Origin of the sequence: Actinoplanes sp. CA-030573 (assembly GCF_050951115.1) — a bacterium.
Taxonomy (GTDB): Bacteria; Actinomycetota; Actinomycetes; order Mycobacteriales; family Micromonosporaceae; genus Actinoplanes.
In genome coordinates this window covers 5,377,856-5,397,535 of record NZ_CP192038.1, presented here as the reverse complement: position 1 = coordinate 5,397,535, position 19,680 = coordinate 5,377,856, and the positions used below count along the sequence as shown (strand labels likewise).

At 72.9% G+C, this 19,680-nt stretch carries 16 protein-coding genes and 1 pseudogene; 9 read left to right on the top strand and 8 right to left on the bottom strand.

From position 1 onward, the window contains the following. Window positions 1–189: 189 nt before the first annotated feature. Window positions 190–456, bottom strand: a complete 267-nt coding sequence (locus ACQP2F_RS25045; RefSeq protein WP_433291267.1) for a GlsB/YeaQ/YmgE family stress response membrane protein — start codon at window positions 454–456, stop codon at window positions 190–192. 34 nt (window positions 457–490) lie between these two features. Next, window positions 491–868, bottom strand: coding sequence for a YccF domain-containing protein (locus ACQP2F_RS25040; RefSeq protein ID WP_433291265.1), 378 nt, complete (start codon window positions 866–868; stop codon window positions 491–493). Window positions 869–982: 114 nt separating this feature from the next. Between ACQP2F_RS25040 and ACQP2F_RS25035 the strand changes: the two genes are divergently transcribed. From ACQP2F_RS25035 to ACQP2F_RS25025, 3 genes and pseudogenes are all read left to right on the top strand, one after another. Then, window positions 983–5,644: a molybdopterin-dependent oxidoreductase gene (locus ACQP2F_RS25035; RefSeq protein ID WP_433291263.1), complete on the top strand. Its 4,662-nt coding sequence runs from the start codon at window positions 983–985 to the stop codon at window positions 5,642–5,644. A gap of 138 nt (window positions 5,645–5,782) precedes the next feature. After that, window positions 5,783–6,232, top strand: a complete 450-nt coding sequence (locus ACQP2F_RS25030) for a hypothetical protein (RefSeq protein WP_433291261.1) — start codon at window positions 5,783–5,785, stop codon at window positions 6,230–6,232. Then, window positions 6,217–7,146 (top strand): annotated as a pseudogene (locus ACQP2F_RS25025) (MFS transporter); the annotation flags it as partial. The gene ACQP2F_RS25030 and the pseudogene ACQP2F_RS25025, both read left to right, overlap by 16 nt. 101 nt (window positions 7,147–7,247) lie before the next feature. On the opposite strand, the gene ACQP2F_RS25020 reads toward ACQP2F_RS25025, so the two are convergent. From ACQP2F_RS25020 to ACQP2F_RS25005, 4 genes are read right to left on the bottom strand one after another with little or no spacing between them, the layout of a single operon-like run. Beyond that, window positions 7,248–8,165 carry a metal ABC transporter permease gene (locus ACQP2F_RS25020; RefSeq protein ID WP_433291259.1) on the bottom strand — a complete coding sequence of 306 codons (918 nt, stop codon included), beginning with the start codon at window positions 8,163–8,165 and terminating at the stop codon, window positions 7,248–7,250. Further along, a complete protein-coding gene (locus tag ACQP2F_RS25015) occupies window positions 8,153–9,049 on the bottom strand; it encodes a metal ABC transporter permease (RefSeq protein ID WP_433291257.1) in 897 nt (298 codons plus the stop codon). Before ACQP2F_RS25015 ends, ACQP2F_RS25020 begins: the two co-directional genes overlap by 13 nt. Further along, the gene (locus tag ACQP2F_RS25010) at window positions 9,046–9,744 is read right to left on the bottom strand and encodes a metal ABC transporter ATP-binding protein (protein WP_433291255.1); all 699 of its coding nucleotides are present in this window, start codon (window positions 9,742–9,744) and stop codon (window positions 9,046–9,048) included. Before ACQP2F_RS25010 ends, ACQP2F_RS25015 begins: the two co-directional genes overlap by 4 nt. Continuing rightward, entirely contained in the window at window positions 9,744–10,658 is a 915-nt protein-coding gene (locus ACQP2F_RS25005) for a metal ABC transporter substrate-binding protein (protein ID WP_433291253.1), read from the bottom strand. Before ACQP2F_RS25005 ends, ACQP2F_RS25010 begins: the two co-directional genes overlap by 1 nt. Window positions 10,659–10,967: 309 nt before the next feature. On the opposite strand from ACQP2F_RS25005, the gene ACQP2F_RS25000 reads away from it, so the two are divergent. Both ACQP2F_RS25000 and ACQP2F_RS24995 read left to right on the top strand, forming a co-directional pair. Beyond that, the gene (locus ACQP2F_RS25000; protein WP_433291251.1) at window positions 10,968–12,386 is read left to right on the top strand and encodes an endo-1,4-beta-xylanase; all 1,419 of its coding nucleotides are present in this window, start codon (window positions 10,968–10,970) and stop codon (window positions 12,384–12,386) included. Between the two features lie 78 nt (window positions 12,387–12,464). Next, window positions 12,465–13,820, top strand: coding sequence for an extracellular catalytic domain type 1 short-chain-length polyhydroxyalkanoate depolymerase (locus tag ACQP2F_RS24995; protein WP_433291249.1), 1,356 nt, complete (start codon window positions 12,465–12,467; stop codon window positions 13,818–13,820). A gap of 70 nt (window positions 13,821–13,890) precedes the next feature. Here ACQP2F_RS24995 and ACQP2F_RS24990 read toward each other — a convergent pair whose 3' ends face one another. Both ACQP2F_RS24990 and ACQP2F_RS24985 read right to left on the bottom strand, forming a co-directional pair. Beyond that, the gene (locus tag ACQP2F_RS24990) at window positions 13,891–15,048 is read right to left on the bottom strand and encodes a 4-hydroxybenzoate 3-monooxygenase (RefSeq protein WP_433291247.1); all 1,158 of its coding nucleotides are present in this window, start codon (window positions 15,046–15,048) and stop codon (window positions 13,891–13,893) included. A gap of 40 nt (window positions 15,049–15,088) precedes the next feature. Beyond that, window positions 15,089–15,832, bottom strand: a complete 744-nt coding sequence (locus ACQP2F_RS24985) for an IclR family transcriptional regulator (protein ID WP_433291245.1) — start codon at window positions 15,830–15,832, stop codon at window positions 15,089–15,091. Window positions 15,833–15,928: 96 nt separating this feature from the next. Between ACQP2F_RS24985 and pcaH the strand changes: the two genes are divergently transcribed. From pcaH to pcaC, 4 genes are read left to right on the top strand one after another with little or no spacing between them, the layout of a single operon-like run. Continuing rightward, window positions 15,929–16,675 carry a protocatechuate 3,4-dioxygenase subunit beta gene (pcaH, locus tag ACQP2F_RS24980; protein WP_433291243.1) on the top strand — a complete coding sequence of 249 codons (747 nt, stop codon included), beginning with the start codon at window positions 15,929–15,931 and terminating at the stop codon, window positions 16,673–16,675. Further along, window positions 16,672–17,232 carry a protocatechuate 3,4-dioxygenase subunit alpha gene (gene pcaG / locus ACQP2F_RS24975; RefSeq protein ID WP_433291241.1) on the top strand — a complete coding sequence of 187 codons (561 nt, stop codon included), beginning with the start codon at window positions 16,672–16,674 and terminating at the stop codon, window positions 17,230–17,232. Before pcaH ends, pcaG begins: the two co-directional genes overlap by 4 nt. Beyond that, window positions 17,229–18,380 (top strand): lyase family protein, encoded by a 1,152-nt coding sequence (locus ACQP2F_RS24970; RefSeq protein ID WP_433291238.1) that lies wholly within the window; start codon window positions 17,229–17,231, stop codon window positions 18,378–18,380. Before pcaG ends, ACQP2F_RS24970 begins: the two co-directional genes overlap by 4 nt. Beyond that, window positions 18,374–19,633 carry a 4-carboxymuconolactone decarboxylase gene (pcaC, locus tag ACQP2F_RS24965; RefSeq protein WP_433291236.1) on the top strand — a complete coding sequence of 420 codons (1,260 nt, stop codon included), beginning with the start codon at window positions 18,374–18,376 and terminating at the stop codon, window positions 19,631–19,633. Before ACQP2F_RS24970 ends, pcaC begins: the two co-directional genes overlap by 7 nt. Window positions 19,634–19,680: the final 47 nt, after the last annotated feature.

The following is a 19,680-nucleotide window of genomic DNA, read 5'->3' as shown; positions in this document are numbered from 1 at the left end:
CCGGGCAATCAAGAGCTGCGGATGTAGCGCGCAGCTTTGCACACGACCGGCGTTGCGCACCACGAGGGTGGGCGTGGTGACGGCCGGAAACTACCCGAGGTCACCGGGTGCGGACGGCGCGCGAACGTGAGGACGGCTCGCGGCGCCGGGTGGGGCGCCGCGAGCCTCGGGTCCATGGTGGAGAGCCGGTCAGGACCGCCGGGCCGCGAAGCCGGCGACCAGGGCCACGCCGGCGGCGGCCAGGGCGATCTGCAGGATGAGCTCGATCCAGTCGATGCCGGGGGTCTTGGCGACGCCGAACGCCGCGGCGATGAACGTGCCGACGAACGACGCCACGATGCCGACCAGCAGGGTCAGCCAGAAGCCGATCTTCTGCTTGCCGGGGAGCGCGAGGCGCCCGAGCGCGCCGATGATCAGGCCGACGATGATCGCGCTGAAGATGCCGCTGATTTCCATGACGGTGCCTCCTCATTCGAGAGCCGAAGGAGCCTTAGCCGAGGTCGACGATCTCGCGTCCCAGCGGCCAGAACGCCACCGGAACCAGCTTGAAGTTGGCGATGCCGAACGGGATGCCGATGATGGTCACGCACTGCGCGATGCCGGCCGTGATGTGCGTGAGGGCGAGCCACCAGCCGGCCACGACCACCCAGATGACGTTGCCGACGCCCGACGCGACGCCGGCGCCGGGCCTGCTGACCACGGTACGGCCGAACGGCCAGAGCGAATAGACCGCCAGCCGCAACGAGGCGATCCCGAACGGAATGGTGACGATGAGCGCGAAACAGATCAGGGCCGCGATCCCATAGGCGATGCCCAGGAGCAGGCCGCTGCCGAAGACGAACCAGAGCACGTTCAGAATCAGCCTCACGTACCAAGCATGACGCGCGCTCACAACCGCCGGCGGCACGTGGTGAGACCCGGGTAACCCCGCGCGCACCCCGGATTTGATCGCGGCGAAACGGCGCCCGCCTACCGTCGAGCCGTGATCGAAGCGCAGGTCCGGACCGTCTGCGGTTATTGCGGCGTGGGCTGCGGGATGGTGCTCGACATCGGGCGCGGACCCGGCGGCCGGCGCGTCGCGCTCAAGGTGCGCGGCGACCGGGACCACCCGGCGAACGCCGGCCGGCTCTGCACCAAGGGCGCCACCAGCGCGGACCTGCTCGCGGCGCCGGGCCGGCTGGCGACGGCGCTGGTCCGCGACGAGCGCGAGGGCGAGCCCCGGCCGGTGCCGGTCACCGAGGCGATCGAGGAGGCCGGCCGCCGGCTGCGGGGCATCATCGACACGTACGGTCCGGATGCCGTTGCTCTTTATGTCTCCGGCCAGATGACGCTCGAGGCGCAGTACCTGGCGAACAAGCTGGCCAAGGGCTTCATCGGCACCAACCAGATCGAGTCGAACTCGCGCCTGTGCATGGCCAGCGCCGGCACCGGATACAAGCTGTCGCTCGGCGCGGACGGGCCGCCCGGCTCCTACGACGACCTCGACCACGCCGACGTCTTCCTGGTCATCGGCGCGAACATGGCCGACTGCCACCCGATCCTGTTCCTGCGGATGATGGAGCGGGTCAAGGCGGGCGCCAAGCTGATCGTCGTCGACCCCCGGCGCAGCGCCACCGCCGACAAGGCCGACCTGTTCCTGCCGATCCGGGCGGGCACCGATCTCGCGCTGCTCAACGGGCTGCTGCACCTGCTGGTGGAGCAGGGGGACATCGACGAGGACTTCATCACCTCGTACACGCAAGGGTGGGAAGCGATGCCGGCGCTGCTGGCCGGATATCCGCCGGCGCGCGTCGCCGAGCTCACCGGCCTTCCCGAGGACGGCATCCGGCAGGCGGCGGAGTGGATCGGCAAGGCCGGGAACTGGGTCACCCTCTGGACGATGGGGCTGAACCAGAGCACGCACGGCACGTGGAACACCAACGCGATCTGCAACCTCCATCTCGCGACCGGGGCCATCTGCCGTACGGGTAGTGGGCCGCTCTCGCTGACCGGACAGCCCAACGCGATGGGTGGCCGGGAGATGGGCTACATGGGCCCGGGGCTGCCCGGCCAGCGTTCGGTGCTGGTGCCGGCCGACCGAGCGTTCGTCGAGAACGCCTGGGGACTGCCCGAGGGGACCCTGCGCACCGAGGTCGGCAAGGGCACCGTCGAGATGTTCTCGGACATGGCGGCCGGCCGGATCAAGGCCTGCTGGATCATCTGCACCAACCCGGTCGCGTCGGTCGGCAACCGGCGCACCGTGATCGCGGGCCTCGAGGCGGCGGAGCTCGTCATCACGCAGGACGCCTTCGCCGAGACGGAGACCAACGCGTACGCGGACATCGCCCTGCCCGCCGCGATGTGGTCCGAGACCGACGGCATCATGATCAATTCTGAGCGGAACCTGACGCTCGTGCACCCGGCGGTGGACCCGCCGGGGGAGGCCCTGCCGGACTGGCGGCTGATCGCGATGGTGGCGGCTTCGCTGGGGTACGGCGAGCAGTTCGCCTACGGCTCGGCCGAGGAGATCCTGGCCGAGATCAAGCAGTTCGGGAATCCCCAGACGGGCTACGACCTCCGTGGCGTGACGTATGCGCGGCTCGCCGCCGGCCCGATGCAGTGGCCCGTGGCGCCGGACGCGCCGGCCCGCAACCCGATCCGCTACCGCAACGACGGGGTGAGCCAGCCGCTGCGCTCGAACCCGGACGGAACCCGGCCCGCCCTGACGTTCGCCACGCCGGACGGCCGCGCGGTCTTCCACGCCCGGCCGCACCTGCCGCCGGCCGAGATGCCGGACGACGACTACCCGTTCGTGCTCAACACCGGCCGGGTCCAGCACCAGTGGCACACGCTGACGAAGACCGGCAAGATCGCGAAGCTGACGAAGCTCAACCCGGGCCCGTTCGTCGAGATCGCACCGGCCGACGCCGCCCACCTGGGCCTCACCGAGGGCACGCCGGTCGAGATCGCGTCCCGCCGGGGCCGGGCGGTGCTGCCGGCCGTGGTCACCGACCGGGTCATGCCGGGGAACTGTTTCGCGCCGTTCCACTGGAACGACCTGTTCGGCGAGTACGTGAGCGTCAACGCCGTCACCAACGACGCGGTGGATCCGCTGTCCTACCAGCCGGAGCTGAAGGCCTGCGCGGTCTCGCTGACGCCGGCTCCGGTGCCGGCACCGGCACCGGCACCGCGGCCGGTGTCGGACGCCGCCTGTGGATCGCCGGCCGAAAATGTCGGTCGGTCGTGGTCTCCTGGGCCCCACCCAGACGGGGTGGGGTTGGAATCCGCTCTGACCGGGATTTCGGGTGGAGCTTCCGCTCCGAACGGGGTGGCCGCTCCGGGCGCGCATCTTGCGCTGGGTGGGGCGTCCGTTTCGGAGCCACCCGCCGCGCTGGGCGGGGCGTCCGCTTCCGGCGCGCATGTCGCGCTGGGTGGGGCCTCCGCTTCGGGCGCGCATGTCGCGCCGGGTGGGGCGTCCGCTTCGGGCGCGCGTCTTGCGCTGGGTGGGGCGTCCGGCTCGGGCAGCGGTCTCGACCAGCTGCGGGGCTTGCTCGGGCTGCCCGCGGCCGCGCCGGTTCTGGACGATGAGCAGCGGCACTATCTGGCCGGCTTCCTGGCCGCTGCGTCGGGTCTGGCTGTCGCGCCGGGAACGGGTGTCGCGCCGGGGCCCGCGCCGGGAACGGGTGTCGCGCCGGGAACGGGTGTCGCGCCGGGAACGGGTGTCGCGCCGGGAACGGGTGTCGCGCCGGGAACGGGTGTCGCGCCGGGAACGGGTGTCGCGCCGGGAACGGGTGTCGCGCCGGGAACGGGTGTCGCGCCGGGAACGGGTGTCGCGCCGGGAACGGGTGTCGCGCCTGGGCCTGTCGCTGTGCCTGCGGTGGGTGCCGGGACATGGGTGGCGCCCACGCTTCCGGGCAACGCGCCCTTCGATCCGAAAACCCGAGCGTGGTTGAACGGGCTGCTTGCGGGGGCTTTCCCGGGCGCGCCGGCGCCGGGGCCAGGGCCGGCGGGCGCGTTAGATCCGGGTGTGGCGGTGGGGCCACCGGCGGCGGTGGCGGCCACCGCGGCGGGAAGCGCATCCCTCACGACCGCCGGAAAGGCACCCGCCCGCGCCCTGCAGGTGCTCTGGGCCTCGCAGACCGGCAACGCCGAGGACCTCGCCCGGGCCGTCGGCCGCCGGCTGGCCGCGGCGGGCCGGCCGGCGACCCTGCGCGGCATGGACGGCGCCGCCACCGAGCTGCTCGGGAGCGACGCCGACCTACTGGTCGTAACCAGCACGTTCGGCGACGGGGAGGCGCCCGACAACGGGACCGGGTTCTGGGAGTCGCTGGCACGCGACGACGCGCCCCGGCTCGATGGCCGTCGCTATGCGGTGCTGGCGCTCGGCGACTCCAGCTACGACGACTTCTGCGGGCACGGCCGCCGCCTCGACGACCGCCTGGCCGAGCTCGGCGCCGTCCGGCTGGCGCCTCGGGTCGACTGCGAGCCCGACTTCGAGGACGCCGCGAACGGCTGGCTGGAGAGCGTCGTGGTCGCGCTCACCGCGCCCGCCCCGGCGGCTGCCGCGACGGCGCCGCAGCCGACCCGGTCCTCCCCGCTGACCGCCCTGCTGTGCGGGAACGAGCTGCTCAGCGGCCGGGGCTCGGCCAAGGAGGTCCGGCGGTTCACGTTCGACACCGGCGGCCGCCTCGACTACGAGGCCGGCGACGCCCTCGGCATCTGGCCCACCAACTGCCCCGATCTGGTCGGCGAATGGCTCGCGGTCACCGGTCTGCGCGCCGACCAGTCCGTCGAGATCCCCAAGCTCGGCCGCCGTACGCTCCTCGACGCCCTCCGCGGCGACCTGGACATCACGCGGATCACCCCCGGCCTGTTGCGGTTCCTGGCCGAGCGGTCCGGTGACCCCTTCCTGCGCACGCTCCTGCGCCCGGACAACAAGGGCGAGCTCGCCAAATGGTCGTGGGGCCGGCAGGCCGCCGACGTCATCGCCGCGTACCCGGTGCGCGCCGCCGCGCAGGAATGGGCCGATGTCCTGAAGCCGCTCCAGCCCCGCCTCTACTCGATCTCCTCGACCCCGCTGACCGACCCGGACCGGGTGAGCCTGACCGTGTCGGTGGTGCGTTTCGAGAAGCGCAAGGGCGTCTGCTCGACGTTTTTGGCCGACACCGCGACCGAGGTCCCGGTGTTCGTGCAGCGGTCGCCGCACTTCCGGCCGCCCGCCGACCCGGCCACTCCGATGATCATGGTGGGTCCGGGCACCGGCGTCGCGCCCTTCCTCGGCTTCCTCCGCGAGCGCCAGGCCCGCGGCGCGACCGGCTCGAACTGGCTGTTCTTCGGCGAGCAGCGCCGCGCCACCGACTTCTACCACGCCGACGAACTGGCCGCCCTGCAGACCTCGGGCGTCCTGAGCCGGCTCGACCTGGCCTTCTCGCGGGACCAGAGGAGCAAGGTGTACGTCCAGGACCGTATGCGTGAGCACGGCGCGCAGCTGTGGGGCTGGCTGCGGGACGGCGCGCACCTCTACGTCTGCGGCGACGCGAGCCGCATGGCCCGGGACGTGGACCGTGCCCTGCGGGACATCGTCGCCGCCCACGGACGCGTCGATCCGGACGAGTACGTGAAGCGCCTGGCCGCCGAGAAGCGCTACCTGCGGGACGTCTACTGACCCTGCGAAACACGCATTGTGGCAACTATCCGACGGAGTGATGGTCAGCTTGGCCACTCCGGGGTTCGGGATCGCAAGCGGGTCTGGCATCCTACGGCGGCTGTGCTGGGGGGCGAATGCGCTGGGGGAAGTCTGGTCATGCCGGCTAGGAAGATCGTGAACGTCGACGAGGCGCGCGCGTGGATCGTCGAGGGCAAGAGCTATCAGTGGATCATCGAGCAGTACCGGGAGCGTTACGACGTCGAGACCACGGTGGCGATGTGGTCCAACTTCCGGCGGCGGCAGGGGGTCTCGACCCGCAACGTCCGGGACGAGAGCCTGATCCCGTGGCGCGTGGAGGCCCCGCACCGGCGGGCCTACCTGGCCGAGATGCTGCGCCTGGAGGCCCGGGCCCGCGCCGACGCCAAGCTCAGTGACCGCGAGCGGCACCGGCTCGGGCTGTTCCGGGCCAACCTGGCCGAGAACGACGCCGTCATCCACTACGACCCGGAGTCGGAGAACGGCTTCCACTACGTGCCGCGGCGGGCCGGCATCGACCTCGACCTGATCCGGGTGCCGGAGCGCACCACGAAATGGACCCGCCGCTGAGGAGATGGGCGGTCCTGGCCGCGGGGCTGCTCGCCACGACGGCCGGCTGCGCTTTCCAGTTCGGCCTGCCGTTCCTGATCCCCGCGTTCCGCGCCGAGGGCCGGACGCTGGCCGAGGCCGGCCTGCTCGCCGCCGCGCCCCAGGCCGGTCTGCTGGTCACGCTGGTCGCGTGGGGTGCGGCCGCCGACCGCTGGGGCGAGCGCCGGGTCATGACCATCGGGCTCGGTACGGCCGGAGCGGTCCTGGTCGTCGCTCCCCGGCCGTCGGTGCCCTGGCTGTTCGTCGCCGGTGCGGCCGGTGCGGCGGTCAACGCCTCGAGCGGCCGGCTGATCCTGGGCTGGTTCGCCGCCCGGGAGCGGGGACTGGCCATGGGCATCCGCCAGACGTCGGTGCCGCTCGGCGTGGCGATCGCTGCCCTGGTGCTTCCGTCCCGGCCGGTGCCGGCCGGCCTGGCGTTCCTCGGCTTGTTCTGCCTGGCCGCCACCGTGGTGGCCGCCGTGGTGGTGCGCGATCCGCCCGGCGCCGCTCCGGTGCCCGGGACCGGCCGCAACCCGTATCGCACGCCCGTGCTCTGGCGCATCCACACCGCGAGCGCCCTGCTGGTGGTGCCGCAGGCGACCGTGGCCACGTTCGCCCTGGTGTTCCTGGTCGAGGCCCACCGGTGGGACGCCGCGGCAGCCGGGCTGCTGCTGGCCTTGGCCCAGGCGGGCGGGGCCGGCGCGCGCCTGGCCGCCGGGTGGTGGTCGGACCGGGCCGGCTCCCGCCTGCGTCCGATGCGCCTGGTCGCGGGGGCGATCGCGGTCACCGTGGCCGTCCTCGCCGCCACCGGCCAGGTCGCCGCCCTGCTGGTGGCCGCTGTGCTCACGGTCAGCCCGAACGGCCTGGCCTACACGGCCGTGGCCGAGCGGGCGGGCCGGGCCTGGGCCGGGCGGGCCCTGGGCATCCAGAACACCGCCCAGAACCTGGTCGGCGCCGGCACCGCGCCGGTCATGGCGGTGCTGGCCGAGACCGCCGGCTACCGCAGCGCCTTCGCCGCCGCGGCCGCCTTCCCCGTGGTGGCCGCGATCGTCGTCCCCCGGGGTCCGGGCCCGGATGTCACCGATGCCGCCTCGGGCGACCCGCTTCCCGAGCTCCCGCCATGAGATCGGCCGCCGCGCCGCAGTGCGCCCACTGCCGTCGCCACGAGCAGGAAGCCCGTCGCGCACAGCGTGATCGAGGCGCCGGCCGCCACGTTCCACCGCCCCGACACGGCCAGCCCGAGAACGCCGCTCGCCATCCCGATTCCCATGGCCAGCGGCGTGAGCAGCCCGAGCCGGGAGGTGAGCGCCCGGGCCGCCGCGGCCGGAGCGACCAGCAGGGCCACCGCCTGAATGGTTCCCACCGCCGGGACCACCGTCACCACGACGACCTCGATCACGAGCAGAAGAACAAGGTCAACGGCTTTCGTCCGTACGCCCGAAGCCCGCGCCCCCTCGGCGTCGAACCCGCCGAAGAGCAGTGGCCGCGCCAGTCCCGCCAGCGTCACCGCCACCGCCACCAGCACCACCGCGGTCGTCAGCACGTCCCGGCCGGTGACCGTGACGATCGACCCGACCAGGAACTCCGACAGGTCGACCGCGAAGCCGTCCCGGGTCGCCACCAGACCCACCCCGAGCGCGAAACCGCCGGCCAGCAGCACCCCGGTGGCCGCCGACGAGCCCTGCCCCGGCCGCCGGCCGAGCGCCGCGACGCCGACCGCCACGATCGCCCCGGCGACGGCGCCGCCGAGGTAGATGTCGACGCCGAGGATGGCCGCGGCCACGACCCCCGGGAACGTCGCGTGGGTGAGCGCCATGGTGAAGAACGACAGCCGCCGCAGCACGACCTGCACGCCGGCGAGCCCGCCGAGCGCCCCGGCGAGCACCGCCTCCGCCCACCAGATCACCGCACCCACCGCACCCACCACGCCCGTCGGGCGAGGAGCGCCGATCGGGGCGAGCGCACGCGTCGAGCCCGCCGAAGCGCCCGGGCAGACCACCCGAGCGGCAGCAGCATCAGGTAGGCGGCCACCAGCAGCAGCACCACCGCCGAGGCCGTGGTCAGCCGCCACCCATGGTCGACGGATGCGGTCCAGCTCAGCCACAACCCGAGCCACCCGGCCCCGGCGATCAGACCGGTCGCGATCAGCATGATCGGCACGAAGCGGCCGGTCACCAGGCGCGCCGTCGCGGCCGGCACCACCAGCAGCGCCACCACCAGCACGGTGCCGGCCGCGCGTACGGCCGCGACGACCACCAGCGCGACGAGCAGGTTGAGCCACAGGTCGAGCCGCGCCACCCGGAAGCCGGCCGCGGCCGCGGCGGCCGGGTCGAACGCCCGGAACAGGAACTGACGGCCACCGGCCGCGAGCGACCCGAGGACCACGACCGCGAGCACGGCCGTCTCCACCAGTTGCCGGGGCGTGACGGTCAGGATCCGGCCGAACAGGAAGGCGGTCAGATCCGACGCGTACGACGAACGCCGCGACACCAGCACCACACCGGCCGCGAACATGCCCGTCAGCAGGACCGCCGTGGCCGCGTCCGAGCTCAGCCCGCCGGCCCGGGTCAGGATCGTCAGCCCGGCGGCGGTCAGCACCCCGGCCACCAGGGCCCCGGCGAACACGCCCTCGGCGCCGCCCGCGAGGAACCCGGCGACCACGCCCGGGAAGACCGTGTGCGTCAGCGCGTCGGCCACGAAGGACAGCCGCCGGACGAGCACGAACGCGCCGACCGGACCGCACAGCGCGGCCAGCAGCAGCAGCTCGCCCAGGGCCCGCAGCATGAACGGCGTGGTCACAGCGTCACCAGAGCGCCGTACGCCGATCGCAGCAGCGGCCCGGTCAGCGTCGCCGACGGCGGGCCGACCGCGTGCACCCGCCCGTTCAGCAGGCACACCTGGTCGGCGTGCGACCGGGCCAGGCCGAGGTCGTGCGTGCTGATCACGACCGCGCACCCGGCGGCGGTCAGCGACGCCAGGACGGCCAGGATCGCGTCCCGGCTCACCGCGTCGACCCCGTTGAACGGCTCGTCGAGCAGCAGCAGCTCGGGCTCGGCGACCAGCGCCCGGGCGACCAGCACCCGCTGCCGCTGGCCGCCGGAGAGCAGGCCGAACCGGTCGCGGGCCCGATCGGCGAGCCCGACCCGGGCCAGGGCGCCGAGCGCCGCCGCCCGGTCGGCCCGGCGGGTCGGACGCCACCACCCGAGGCGGTGGTAGGCGCCCATCAGCGCGACCTGCATTGCCGAGACCGGGAAGCCGGGGTCGAGAACGGCGGCCTGGGGAACGTACCCGCGCCGCTCGGTGACCCGCAGCGACCCGGCGCTGATCGACGCGAGCCCGGCCACCGCCTTGATCACCGTGGATTTCCCGGCCCCGTTGGGACCGGCGAGCGCCAGCGTCTCGCCCGCCCGGACCTGCAGCGACACCGCCCGGAGCACGGGATCGCCGCCGTAGCCGAGATCGCAGCCCGCGAGCCGCAGAACGACCTCGGACATCAGCCGGCCAGTGCCGAGACGATGGTCCGGGTGTTGTGCTCCTCGGCGCCGAGGTAGGTCGCCCCGGGGGAGCCGGCCGGCCCGAGACTGTCGCCGTAGAGCGAGGCGACGACCTCGACGCCCGCCCGCGCGGCGATGGCCTCGGCCGTCTTCGGCGGCAGCGAGCTCTCGGTGAAGATCGCCCGGACGCCGGTCGCCCGGATCGTGCCGACCAGGTCGGTGAGCTGCCGGGCCGAGAGCTCGGCCGAGGTGTCCATGCTCGGGATCACCGAGCCGACGAACTCCAGCCGGTAGCGGTCCACGTAGTACCCGAAGGCGTCGTGGTTGGTGACCAGCTTGCGCCGGGCGGGCGGGATCGTCCGGTACGCGGCGACATTCTCGGCGTCCAGCCGGTCGAGCGCCGTGTCGTAGGCCGCCAGGTTCCTCGCGAACGCGGGCGCGCGCGACGGGTCGGCGGCGGCCAGGCCGCGCTCGATGCCGGCGGCCATGATCTTGACGTTGAGCGGGTTGTGCCAGATGTGCGGGTCCGGCTCGCCGCCCTCGACCCGCAGCGTGACGCCCCGGCTCGCGTCGACCACCGGCCCGGAGTAGCCGGCGGCCGCGATCGTGCCGTCCAGCCACTTCTCGAGGCCGACGCCGTTCTCGACCACGAGCCGGGCCGAGGCGATCGCCCGCATGTCGGCCGGCGTGGGCTCGTAGTCGTGCGGGTCGACGCCGGGCTTGATGATCTGGGTGACCTCGACGTCGCCGCCGCCGATGTTGCGCACGAAGTCCGCCACCTGGGGCGTGGTGGCGACGACCGGCACCGGCTTGCCGGCCGCCGGTTCCCCGGCCGCGGCGGTCGAGGACGTGCCGGAGCAGCCGGCGACGAGAGCCAGGGCGGCGAGCGCCATCCCGAGGGCAAGTCTGTTCATGGCTGGAACGGTAATCATTTCCAATAAGAATGGTCTAATCGCGATATGTGCGCGCAGTGAAACGAATCATTTCCGGTTGGCGACGATGTCCCGGGCCGCTTTCCGAAACTTCCGGAGATTCGACGGCCGCCGTTCGTCCGTATTTATCGGGATTAAACTGGTCCTATTGCCCTAATGGGAGCGCGCCCATACGAGGAGAGCGAAAAGCAAGAGGTTGTGATTACCGGTACAGGCCGTTAATGTTTCGATCGATCCGGATCACTTTCTGCTGTATCGGTTCCACCGTCCCCTGCACAGCTGGAAGGAATCATGAACCGTTCCCCCCGGCGGCGCGTCCTCGCCGCTTCGATCTCCGCCACCGCGGCCGTGCTGGCCGCCGCCGGTTCCGTGCTGCTGACGGCCGGCAACGCCGACGCGGCCACCACGCTCGGCGCCTCGGCCGCCGCCACCGGGCGTTACTTCGGCACCGCCGTCGCCGCCTACAAGCTGAGCGACTCGGTCTACTCGACGATCCTCGACCGCGAGTTCAATATGGTCACGCCCGAGAACGAGATGAAGTGGGACGCCACCGAGCCCGCGCAGAACTCGTTCTCGTACGGCAGCGCCGACCAGATCGTCAGCCACGCCCAGTCGCACAACCAGCGCATCCGCGGCCACGCCCTGGCCTGGCACTCGCAGCAGCCGGGCTGGGTGCAGAGCCTCTCCGGCACCGCCCTGCGCAACGCGATGGTCAACCACATCACCAACGTGGCCACCCACTACAAGGGCAAGATCTACTCCTGGGACGTGGTGAACGAGGCGTTCTCCGACAACGGCGACGGCTCGCGGCGCAACTCCAACCTGCAGGCCACCGGCAACGACTGGATCGAGGTCGCGTTCCGGACCGCGCGGGCCGCCGACCCGGGCGCCAAGCTCTGCTACAACGACTACAACACCGACGGCGTCAACGCGAAGTCGACCGCCGTCTACAACATGGTCAAGGACTTCAAGGCCCGTGGCGTGCCGATCGACTGCGTCGGCTTCCAGTCGCACATCAACCCGCAGTCCCCGGTGCCCGGCGACTACCAGGCCAACCTGCAGCGCTTCGCCGACCTCGGCGTGGACGTGCAGATCACCGAGCTGGACATCGCCGGGTCGGGCACCGCGCAGGCCAACACGTACGCCACCGTCGTGCGCGCCTGCCTCGCGGTGGCCCGCTGCAACGGCATCACCGTGTGGGGCATCCGCGACTCGGACTCGTGGCGCTCGGGCGACACGCCGCTGCTGTTCGACAACAGCGGCAACAAGAAGGCCGCCTACAACTCCACGCTGGACGCGCTGAACGCCGGCGGCACGACCACGCCGCCGACGACCCCGCCGACGACGCCGCCGACCACCCCGCCCACGACGCCGCCGACCACGCCGCCGACCTCGGCCCCGACCACGCCGCCGGCCGGCGCCGGCTGCACCGCCACGGTGTCCTTGAACCAGTGGAACGGCGGGTTCGTGGCCACGATCCGGGTCACCGCCGGGTCGAGCGCGCTCCGGGGCTGGACGGTCGGGCTCACTCTGCCCGGCGGCGCGGCCGTCACCAACTCGTGGAACGCCACCGCGAGCGGCAGCAGCGGCGCGGTGAGCTTCACCAACGTCAGCTACAACGGCTCGGTCGCGGCCGGGCAGTACACCGAGTTCGGCTTCCAAGGCACCGGCACCGGCCCGTCCGGCACGCCCACCTGCACCGCCCGATAAGAGGCCGCGGCCGCGGAACCTCCCCCGTCCGGTGTTCCGCGGCCGCGCCACCCCGCCCGCTCCCGTCTAAGGACCGCCATGAAGAAACTGCTCGCCGGCCTCGCCGCCGCGGCGACGGTCGCCCTCGGGCTGGTGACCCTCCAGGCCTCGCCGGCCTCCGCCGCGTCCCTGCAACAGATCACGAACTTCGGCGCCAACCCGACCGGGCTCGGCATGTACCTGTACGTGCCGGACCGCCTCGCCGCCAAGCCGGCCCTGCTGGTGGCGGTGCACTACTGCACCGGCTCGGGGCCCGCGTTCTTCTCCGGCACCGAGTTCCGCTCGCTCGCCGACCAGTACGGCTTCATCGTCGTCTACCCGTCGGCGACCCGGTCCGGGAACTGCTTCGACAACTCCTCGCCGGGCGCGCTGACTCACAACGGCAACAGCGATCCGGCCGGCATCGTCTCGATGGTCCGGTACGTGCAGCAGCACTACAACACCGACGTGAACCGCACCTTCGTCACCGGCGCCTCGTCCGGCGGCATGATGACCAACGTCCTGCTCGGCGACTACCCGGACGTGTTCGCCGCCGGCGCCGCGTTCATGGGCGTCCCGTTCGCGTGCTTCGCGGCATCGGCCGGCGACCCCACCAACCCCGCGAACCAGGCCGGCTGGAACAGCACCTGCTCGTCCGGTCAGTCGATCAAAACCCCGCAGGCCTGGGGCGATCTCGTACGCGGCGCGTACCCCGGCTATTCGGGCCGGCGGCCGCGGATGCAGCTCTTCCACGGGACGACCGACACCACGCTGGCGTACCCGAACTTCGGTGAAGAGATCAAGCAGTGGACCAACGTCCTCGGCGTGAGCCAGACGCCGGTCCTCACCGACACGCCGCAGTCCGGCTGGACCCGCACCCGCTACGGCTCGAACGCGACCCAGGCCCCGGTCGAGGGCATCAGCGTCGCCGGCGTCGGCCACTCGCTGCCGCTCGCCGGCCAGGCCCGCCTCGCGATCGCGTTCTTCGGCCTCGACGGCAGCACGCCGACCTCGCCGCCGACCTCACCGTCCACCCCGCCGTCCACCCCGCCGACGTCACCGTCCAGCCCGCCCACGTCGCCGTCGAACCCGCCGGCCTCCGGCGCGTGCAAGGTGACCGCCCAGGTCAACGCCTGGAACACCGGCCTGACCGCCAACCTCACCATCACCAACACCGGCTCGTCGGCGATCAACGGCTGGCGGCTGGGCTTCACGCTGGCATCCGGCCAGACCATCACCAGCGGCTGGAATGCCTCGTACAGCCCGGCCACCGGCCAGGTGACGGCGACCAACGTCTCCTACAACGGCGCGCTGCCGGCCGGCGGCTCGACCACGATCGGCTTCCAGGCCACGCACACCGGCAACAGCGCGGCCCCGACCGGCTACACCCTGAACGGCACGGCCTGCACCACCTGACCGGGAGCCACCACCCGGCCGGGAGGGCCGCCGCGGTCACGCCAAGCGCCGCGGCGGCCCAGTGCCGTCTTCAGAAGCCGATCGGCAGGCCCGCGTAGTTCTCGGCGAGACCGGTCGCGCCGGCGGTCGAGGACGTGACCCACTTCAGCTGGGAGAGCTGCAGCTGGGCGTCGAACGGGTCGCCGCCGGTGTGCAGCATCGTGGTCATCCACCAGGAGAAGTGGGTGCACCGCCAGACGCGCCGCAGGGCGTCGTCGGAGTACGAGCTCACCAGCGCGTCCGACCGTTCCCGGAACCGGGCCACCAGCGCCTTCGCCAGCAGCGTCACGTCGGCGATCGCCAGGTTGAGGCCCTTGGCGCCGGTGGGCGGGACGATGTGCGCGGCGTCGCCGGCCAGGAACAGGTTGCCGTGCCGCATCGGGGTCTGCACGTAGCTGCGCATCGGCAGCACGCTCTTGTCGGTGATCGGGCCGGGCGTGAGCTTCCAGCCGTCCTGCCCGTGCCCGAGCCGCCGCCCGAGCTCCTCCCAGATGCGGTCGTCGGGCCAGGACGCCGGATCCGTGCCGTTGGGGACCTGCAGGTAGAGGCGGCTCACCGTGGGCGAGCGCATGGAGTGCAGGGCGAACCCGTTCGGATGCCAGGCATAGATCAGCTCGTCGGTCGACGGCGCCACGTCGGCGAGGATGCCGAGCCACGAGTACGGGTAGGTCCGCTCGTAAGTCTCGGCCGGAACCGCGTTGCGGCTCGGCCCGAACGAGCCGTCGCACCCGGCGATCACGTCGGCGTCGAGCCGCTGGGCCGTTCCCCGGGCGTCGACGTAGGTCACGTACGGCCGGGAGGTCTCGACGTCGTGCACCGTGGTTTCGGAGATCTCGTAGCGGACCTCCGCCGTACCCGCCGCAACCAGGTCCTTCTGCACCTCGGTCTGGCCGTAGACCCAGACCGTGCGCCCGGTGAGATCGACGAAGTCGAGGTGGTGCCGCTCGCCCGGCCACTGCAGGTAGATGCCGCGGTGCTCGTGGCCCTCGGCCCGCAGCCGGTCGCCCAGCCCGACCTCGGTGAGCAGGTCGACGCTCGACTGCTCGAGGATGCCGGCCCGGATCCGCGAGGCCACGTACTCCTGGCTGCGGGTCTCGAGGACGACCGCGTCGACGCCGGCGCGGGTGAGCAGATGGGAGAGGAGCAGGCCGGCCGGGCCCGCGCCGATGATGGCGACCTGGGTACGCATGGGACCAGCCAACCGGGCGGCCACCGGCTCGGGCAAGGCCCTATTTCCACTGGGCGGAAGCGAAGACCCGGGTGATGCCCTGAGCCGCCACCTGCAGCGCCGACACCAGCCGGGCCCGCTCGCGCCGCAGGTCGGGCACCACCAGGCCGAGCGCCGCGACCACCTCGCCGCCCGCGCCGCGCACCGGCACCGCCACCGAGCACGCGCCCAGGCTCATCTCCTCGCCGGTGGTCGCGTAGCCGTCGGCGCGCACCCGCCGGATCTGCTCCAGCAACCGGGCCGGCTGCGTGATCGTGTAGGGCGTCACCCGGCTGAGGTGCTTCAACGCTTCCGCGACGACTTCTTCCGGCGCGTACGCGAGGAGCACCTTCCCGACCCCGGTGGCGTGCATCGGGAGACGGGACCCCACCTCGCTCACCACCGGAACGGACACGTGCCCGGAGAGCCGGTCGATGTAGAGCACCTCGATGCCGTCCCGCACGGCCAGATGGACCGTGGCCAGCGTCGCCCCGTACAGGTCGTGCAGGAAGGGCGAGGCCGCCTGGCGCAGGCCGGCCTGCACCGGGGCGAGCAGGCCGAGGTCCCAGAGGCGGCGGCCGATCACGTACTCCCCGGTGTCGAGCCGGGCCAGCGCGCCCCACTCGCGCAGTTCGCCGACCAGCCGGTGAGCGGTGGCCAGCGGCAGGCCCGAGCGCCGGGCCAGCGCGCTGAGCGTAAGGGTGCGGTGCTCCGGATCGAACGCGCCGAGCAGCGCCAGGGCTCGCGACGTGACGCTGGCCGTCATGGTGGTCCTTCCGATCCCATCCGATCCCGTCCGATCCTTCCGATCAGTGGAAGGCCAGTATCGCGCCCGGCGGCCGGGGAGCCTAGCGTCGGTCGGGTGACGACGACCCAGGCGGACATCAGCCGCGAGATCCAGGACGGTCAGGAGGGCTCGCCCGAGCACCAGCCGCGCCTGGACTACCCGGCCTACCGCAGCAGCATTCTGCGCCACCCGACCAAGGCGCTGCAGCCGGCCGACCCCGAGGGCGTGGAGCTGTGGGCGCCCTGCTTCGGGCACTCCGACGTCGACGACGCCGAGGCCGACCTCACCATCCAGCACGCCGGTGAGCCGCTGGGCTCCCGGATCACGGTGAGCGGGCGGGTCCTGGACGGCGACGGACGGCCGGTGTCGCACCAGCTGGTGGAGATCTGGCAGGCGAACGCCGCCGGCCGGTACGCGCATCTGCGTGACCAGCACCCGGCGCCGCTCGACCCGAACTTCACCGGCCAGGGGCGCTGCCTGACGGACGCCGACGGGTGGTACCGGTTCACCACGATCCAGCCCGGGCCGTACCCGTGGCGCAATCATCTGAATGCCTGGCGGCCGGCCCACATCCATTTCTCGCTGTTCGGCACCGACTTCACCCAGCGGCTGGTGACCCAGATGTACTTCCCGGGCGACCCGCTCTTCGCGCTCGACCCGATCTTCCAGTCGGTGACCGACCCCAAGGCGCGCCAGATGCTGATCGCGACCTACGAGCACGACCTGACCAGCCCGGAGTTCAGCCTCGGCTACCGTTGGGACATCGTGCTGACCGGCAGCCACCGCACCCCGCTCGAGAAGGACCAGGAGGAGCCCGCGTGACCGCCGCGCCCGGACAGACCGTCGGCCCGTTCTTCCACCTCGGTCTGCCCTACGAGGGTGGCAACGAGCTGGTGCCGCCCGGCCGCGCCGGCGCGATCCGGCTGCACGGCCGCGTCCTCGACGGCGACGGCGTGCCGGTCCCGGACGCGATGATCGAGATCTGGCAGGCCGATCCCGCCGGGAACGTGTGCCGGGTGCCGGGGTCGCTGCGGCGCGACGGGTGGACGTTCACCGGGTTCGGCCGGGCCGCGACCGACGTGGACGGGCACTACTGGTTCTCGACGCTCGAGCCGGGGGAGACCCGGCCCGGGCGACCGCCGTTCTTCGCGGTGACGCTGTTCGCGCGCGGGCTGCTCGATCGGCTGTTCACCCGGGCGTACCTGCCGGACCCCGACGTGTACGGCGCCGATCCGCTGCTGGAGGCGGTCGGCCCCGAGCGCCGGGACACCCTGGTCACCACCCGGGACGACCAGGGCCTGGTCTTCGACATCCATCTGCAGGGACCGCGGGAGACCGTGTTCCTCAGCTTCCCGGAACACCGTGGCGTCTGGGGATGAGCGACCTGCTCTGGCCCGGCGACGCCCGGGCCGGCGACCTGTTCACCGACGCGGCCGTGCTGGCCGCGATGGTCCGCGTCGAGGAGGCGTGGCTGGCCGCGCGCGGCGTGCCGTCGTCGCTCGCCGGCCTGGTCACCCCCGCCGATCTGCCGCTCCTGGCGCGCGAGGCCGAGGGCGGCGGCAACCCGGTCATCCCGCTGCTGCGCCTCCTGCGGTCCCGCGGCGCCCCGGACGCGCTGCACACCGGGCTGACCAGCCAGGACGTGCTCGACACCGCCCTGGTGCTGAACCTGCACGCGGCCTGCACGGCCGTGCACGCGTCCTTGTCGCGGCAGATCGGAAGTCTCGGTGAGCTGGCCGATCGGCATCGCGGCACCCGGATGGCGGCCCGTACGCTGACCCAGCACGCGGTGCCGACAACTTTCGGGCTGAAGGTGGCCGGCTGGCTGACCGGCGTCCTCGACGCCCGCGACGTCCTGGCCGGTGTCGCGCTGCCGGTGCAGATCGGCGGGGCGGCCGGAAGTCTCGCGGCCCCGGCGGTCGTGCTGGGGTCGGCCGCGGGCGCGCTGGACGCGGTGGCCCGAGCGGCCGGAACTCTCGGTCTCGCCGCCGCGCCGCCGTGGCACACCGCCCGCGCCCCCGTCACCCGGGCGGCGGACGCGATGGTGAGCTGCACCGACGCCTGGGGCAAGATCGCCAACGACGTGCTGCTCGGGAGCCGGCCGGAAGTCGGCGAGCTGTCGGAGTCGCCGGCCGAGGGCCGCGGCGGATCGTCGGCGATGCCGAACAAGCAGAACCCGGTGCTCTCGGTGCTGATCCGCCGGGCCGCCCTGGCCGCGCCGCCGCTCGCCGCCACCCTGCACACCGCGGCGGCCGACATGATCGACGAACGCCCCGACGGCGCCTGGCACGTCGAGTGGGCCACGCTGCGCACGCTCGCCCGGCGTACGGTCGTCGCCGCCGACCAGACCGCCGAGCTGCTGGCCGGCTTGCGGGTCGACGCCGACCGGATGGCCGCGACGCTGGCCGGGGCCCGTCCCGGCATCGACGCCGAGCGCGACAAGCTCGGCGCCGACGGCCCCTACCTGGGCGCCGCCGGCGACATCATCGACGCCGTGCTGACGCGCGCCGAGGTGAAGCCGTGCTGACGGCGGTCACCCTGGTCGAGGCGCCCGGGCGGCCTCTTCTTCTGCTCGGGCCGTCGCTCGGCACGTCGGCCGAGGCGCTGTGGGGTCGGTGCGCGCGGCTGCTCACCGGGGGATACCACGTGGTCGGCTGGGAGCTTCCGGGCCACGGACGCGGGGCGCCGGCGACGGCGGCGTTCGGGATCGCCGGGCTGGCCGAGGCGGTGCTGGAGCTGGCCGACCGGATCCGGCCGGGCGAGACGTTCCGGTACGCGGGCGACTCGGTCGGCGGGGCGGTCGGGCTCCAGTTGCTGCTGGACGCGCCCGGACGGGTCGAGTCGGCCGTGCTGATCGCCACCGGCGCGAAGATCGGCGAGGCCGGCGGATGGCGCCAGCGGGCCGCGACGGTGCGCGCCGAGGGGACGCAGGCGGTCGTGGCCGGGTCGTTGCAGCGGTGGTTCTCGCCGGGCTTTCCGGAGAAGGAGCCGGAGGTCGTCCGGGAGCTGATCGACGCCCTGCGGGCGGCCGACCCGGAGAGCTATGCGCTGGTGTGCGAGGCGCTGGCGACCTTCGACGTACGCGACCGGCTGGGCGCGATCGAGGCGCCGGTGCTGGCGGTGGCCGGGGTCGATGATGGGCCGACCCCGCCCGAGGACTTGGCCCTCATAGCCGGAAATATCCGGCATGGGCAGTTGGTGATGCTGGATGGGGCGGCGCACCTCCCGCCGGCCGAGTTGCCGGCCACGGTCGCCTCACTGATGGACGACCATTTCGGCGCGGTGAGCACGGAGGATGGCGCCTCGGGTGGCGAGGGCGCGGGCGGCGGAGGTGCCCCGGATGGCGTCGGCTCCGGAAGTTCCGGGGGTGGGGAGCGGGCCCGGAGCGGGCAGCGGTGGCGGCGGATGGAAGACGTGCGGGCGGCCGGGATGGCGGTCCGGCGCGCGGTTCTCGGCGATGCGCATGTCGATCGCGCCACGGCGGGCACGACGCCGTTCACCGCGGATTTCCAGGAGCTGATCACCGCGTACGCCTGGGGGGAGATCTGGACCCGCCCGGGCCTGGACCGCCGCAGCCGGTCGATGATCACCCTGACCGCGCTGGTGGCGCTGGGCCACCACGAGGAGCTCGCGATGCATGTGCGGGCGGCGCGGACCAACGGGCTGAGCGTCGACGAGATCAAGGAGGTGCTGCTGCAGTCGGCGATCTACTGCGGCGTGCCCGCGGCGAACACGGCGTTCCGGATCGCCCAGCGGGTCCTGGAGGAGCTCGACGACTGATACCCGGTGACCGTGCGGTTCGTCGTGGCCCGAGGTGTCCAGCCGCC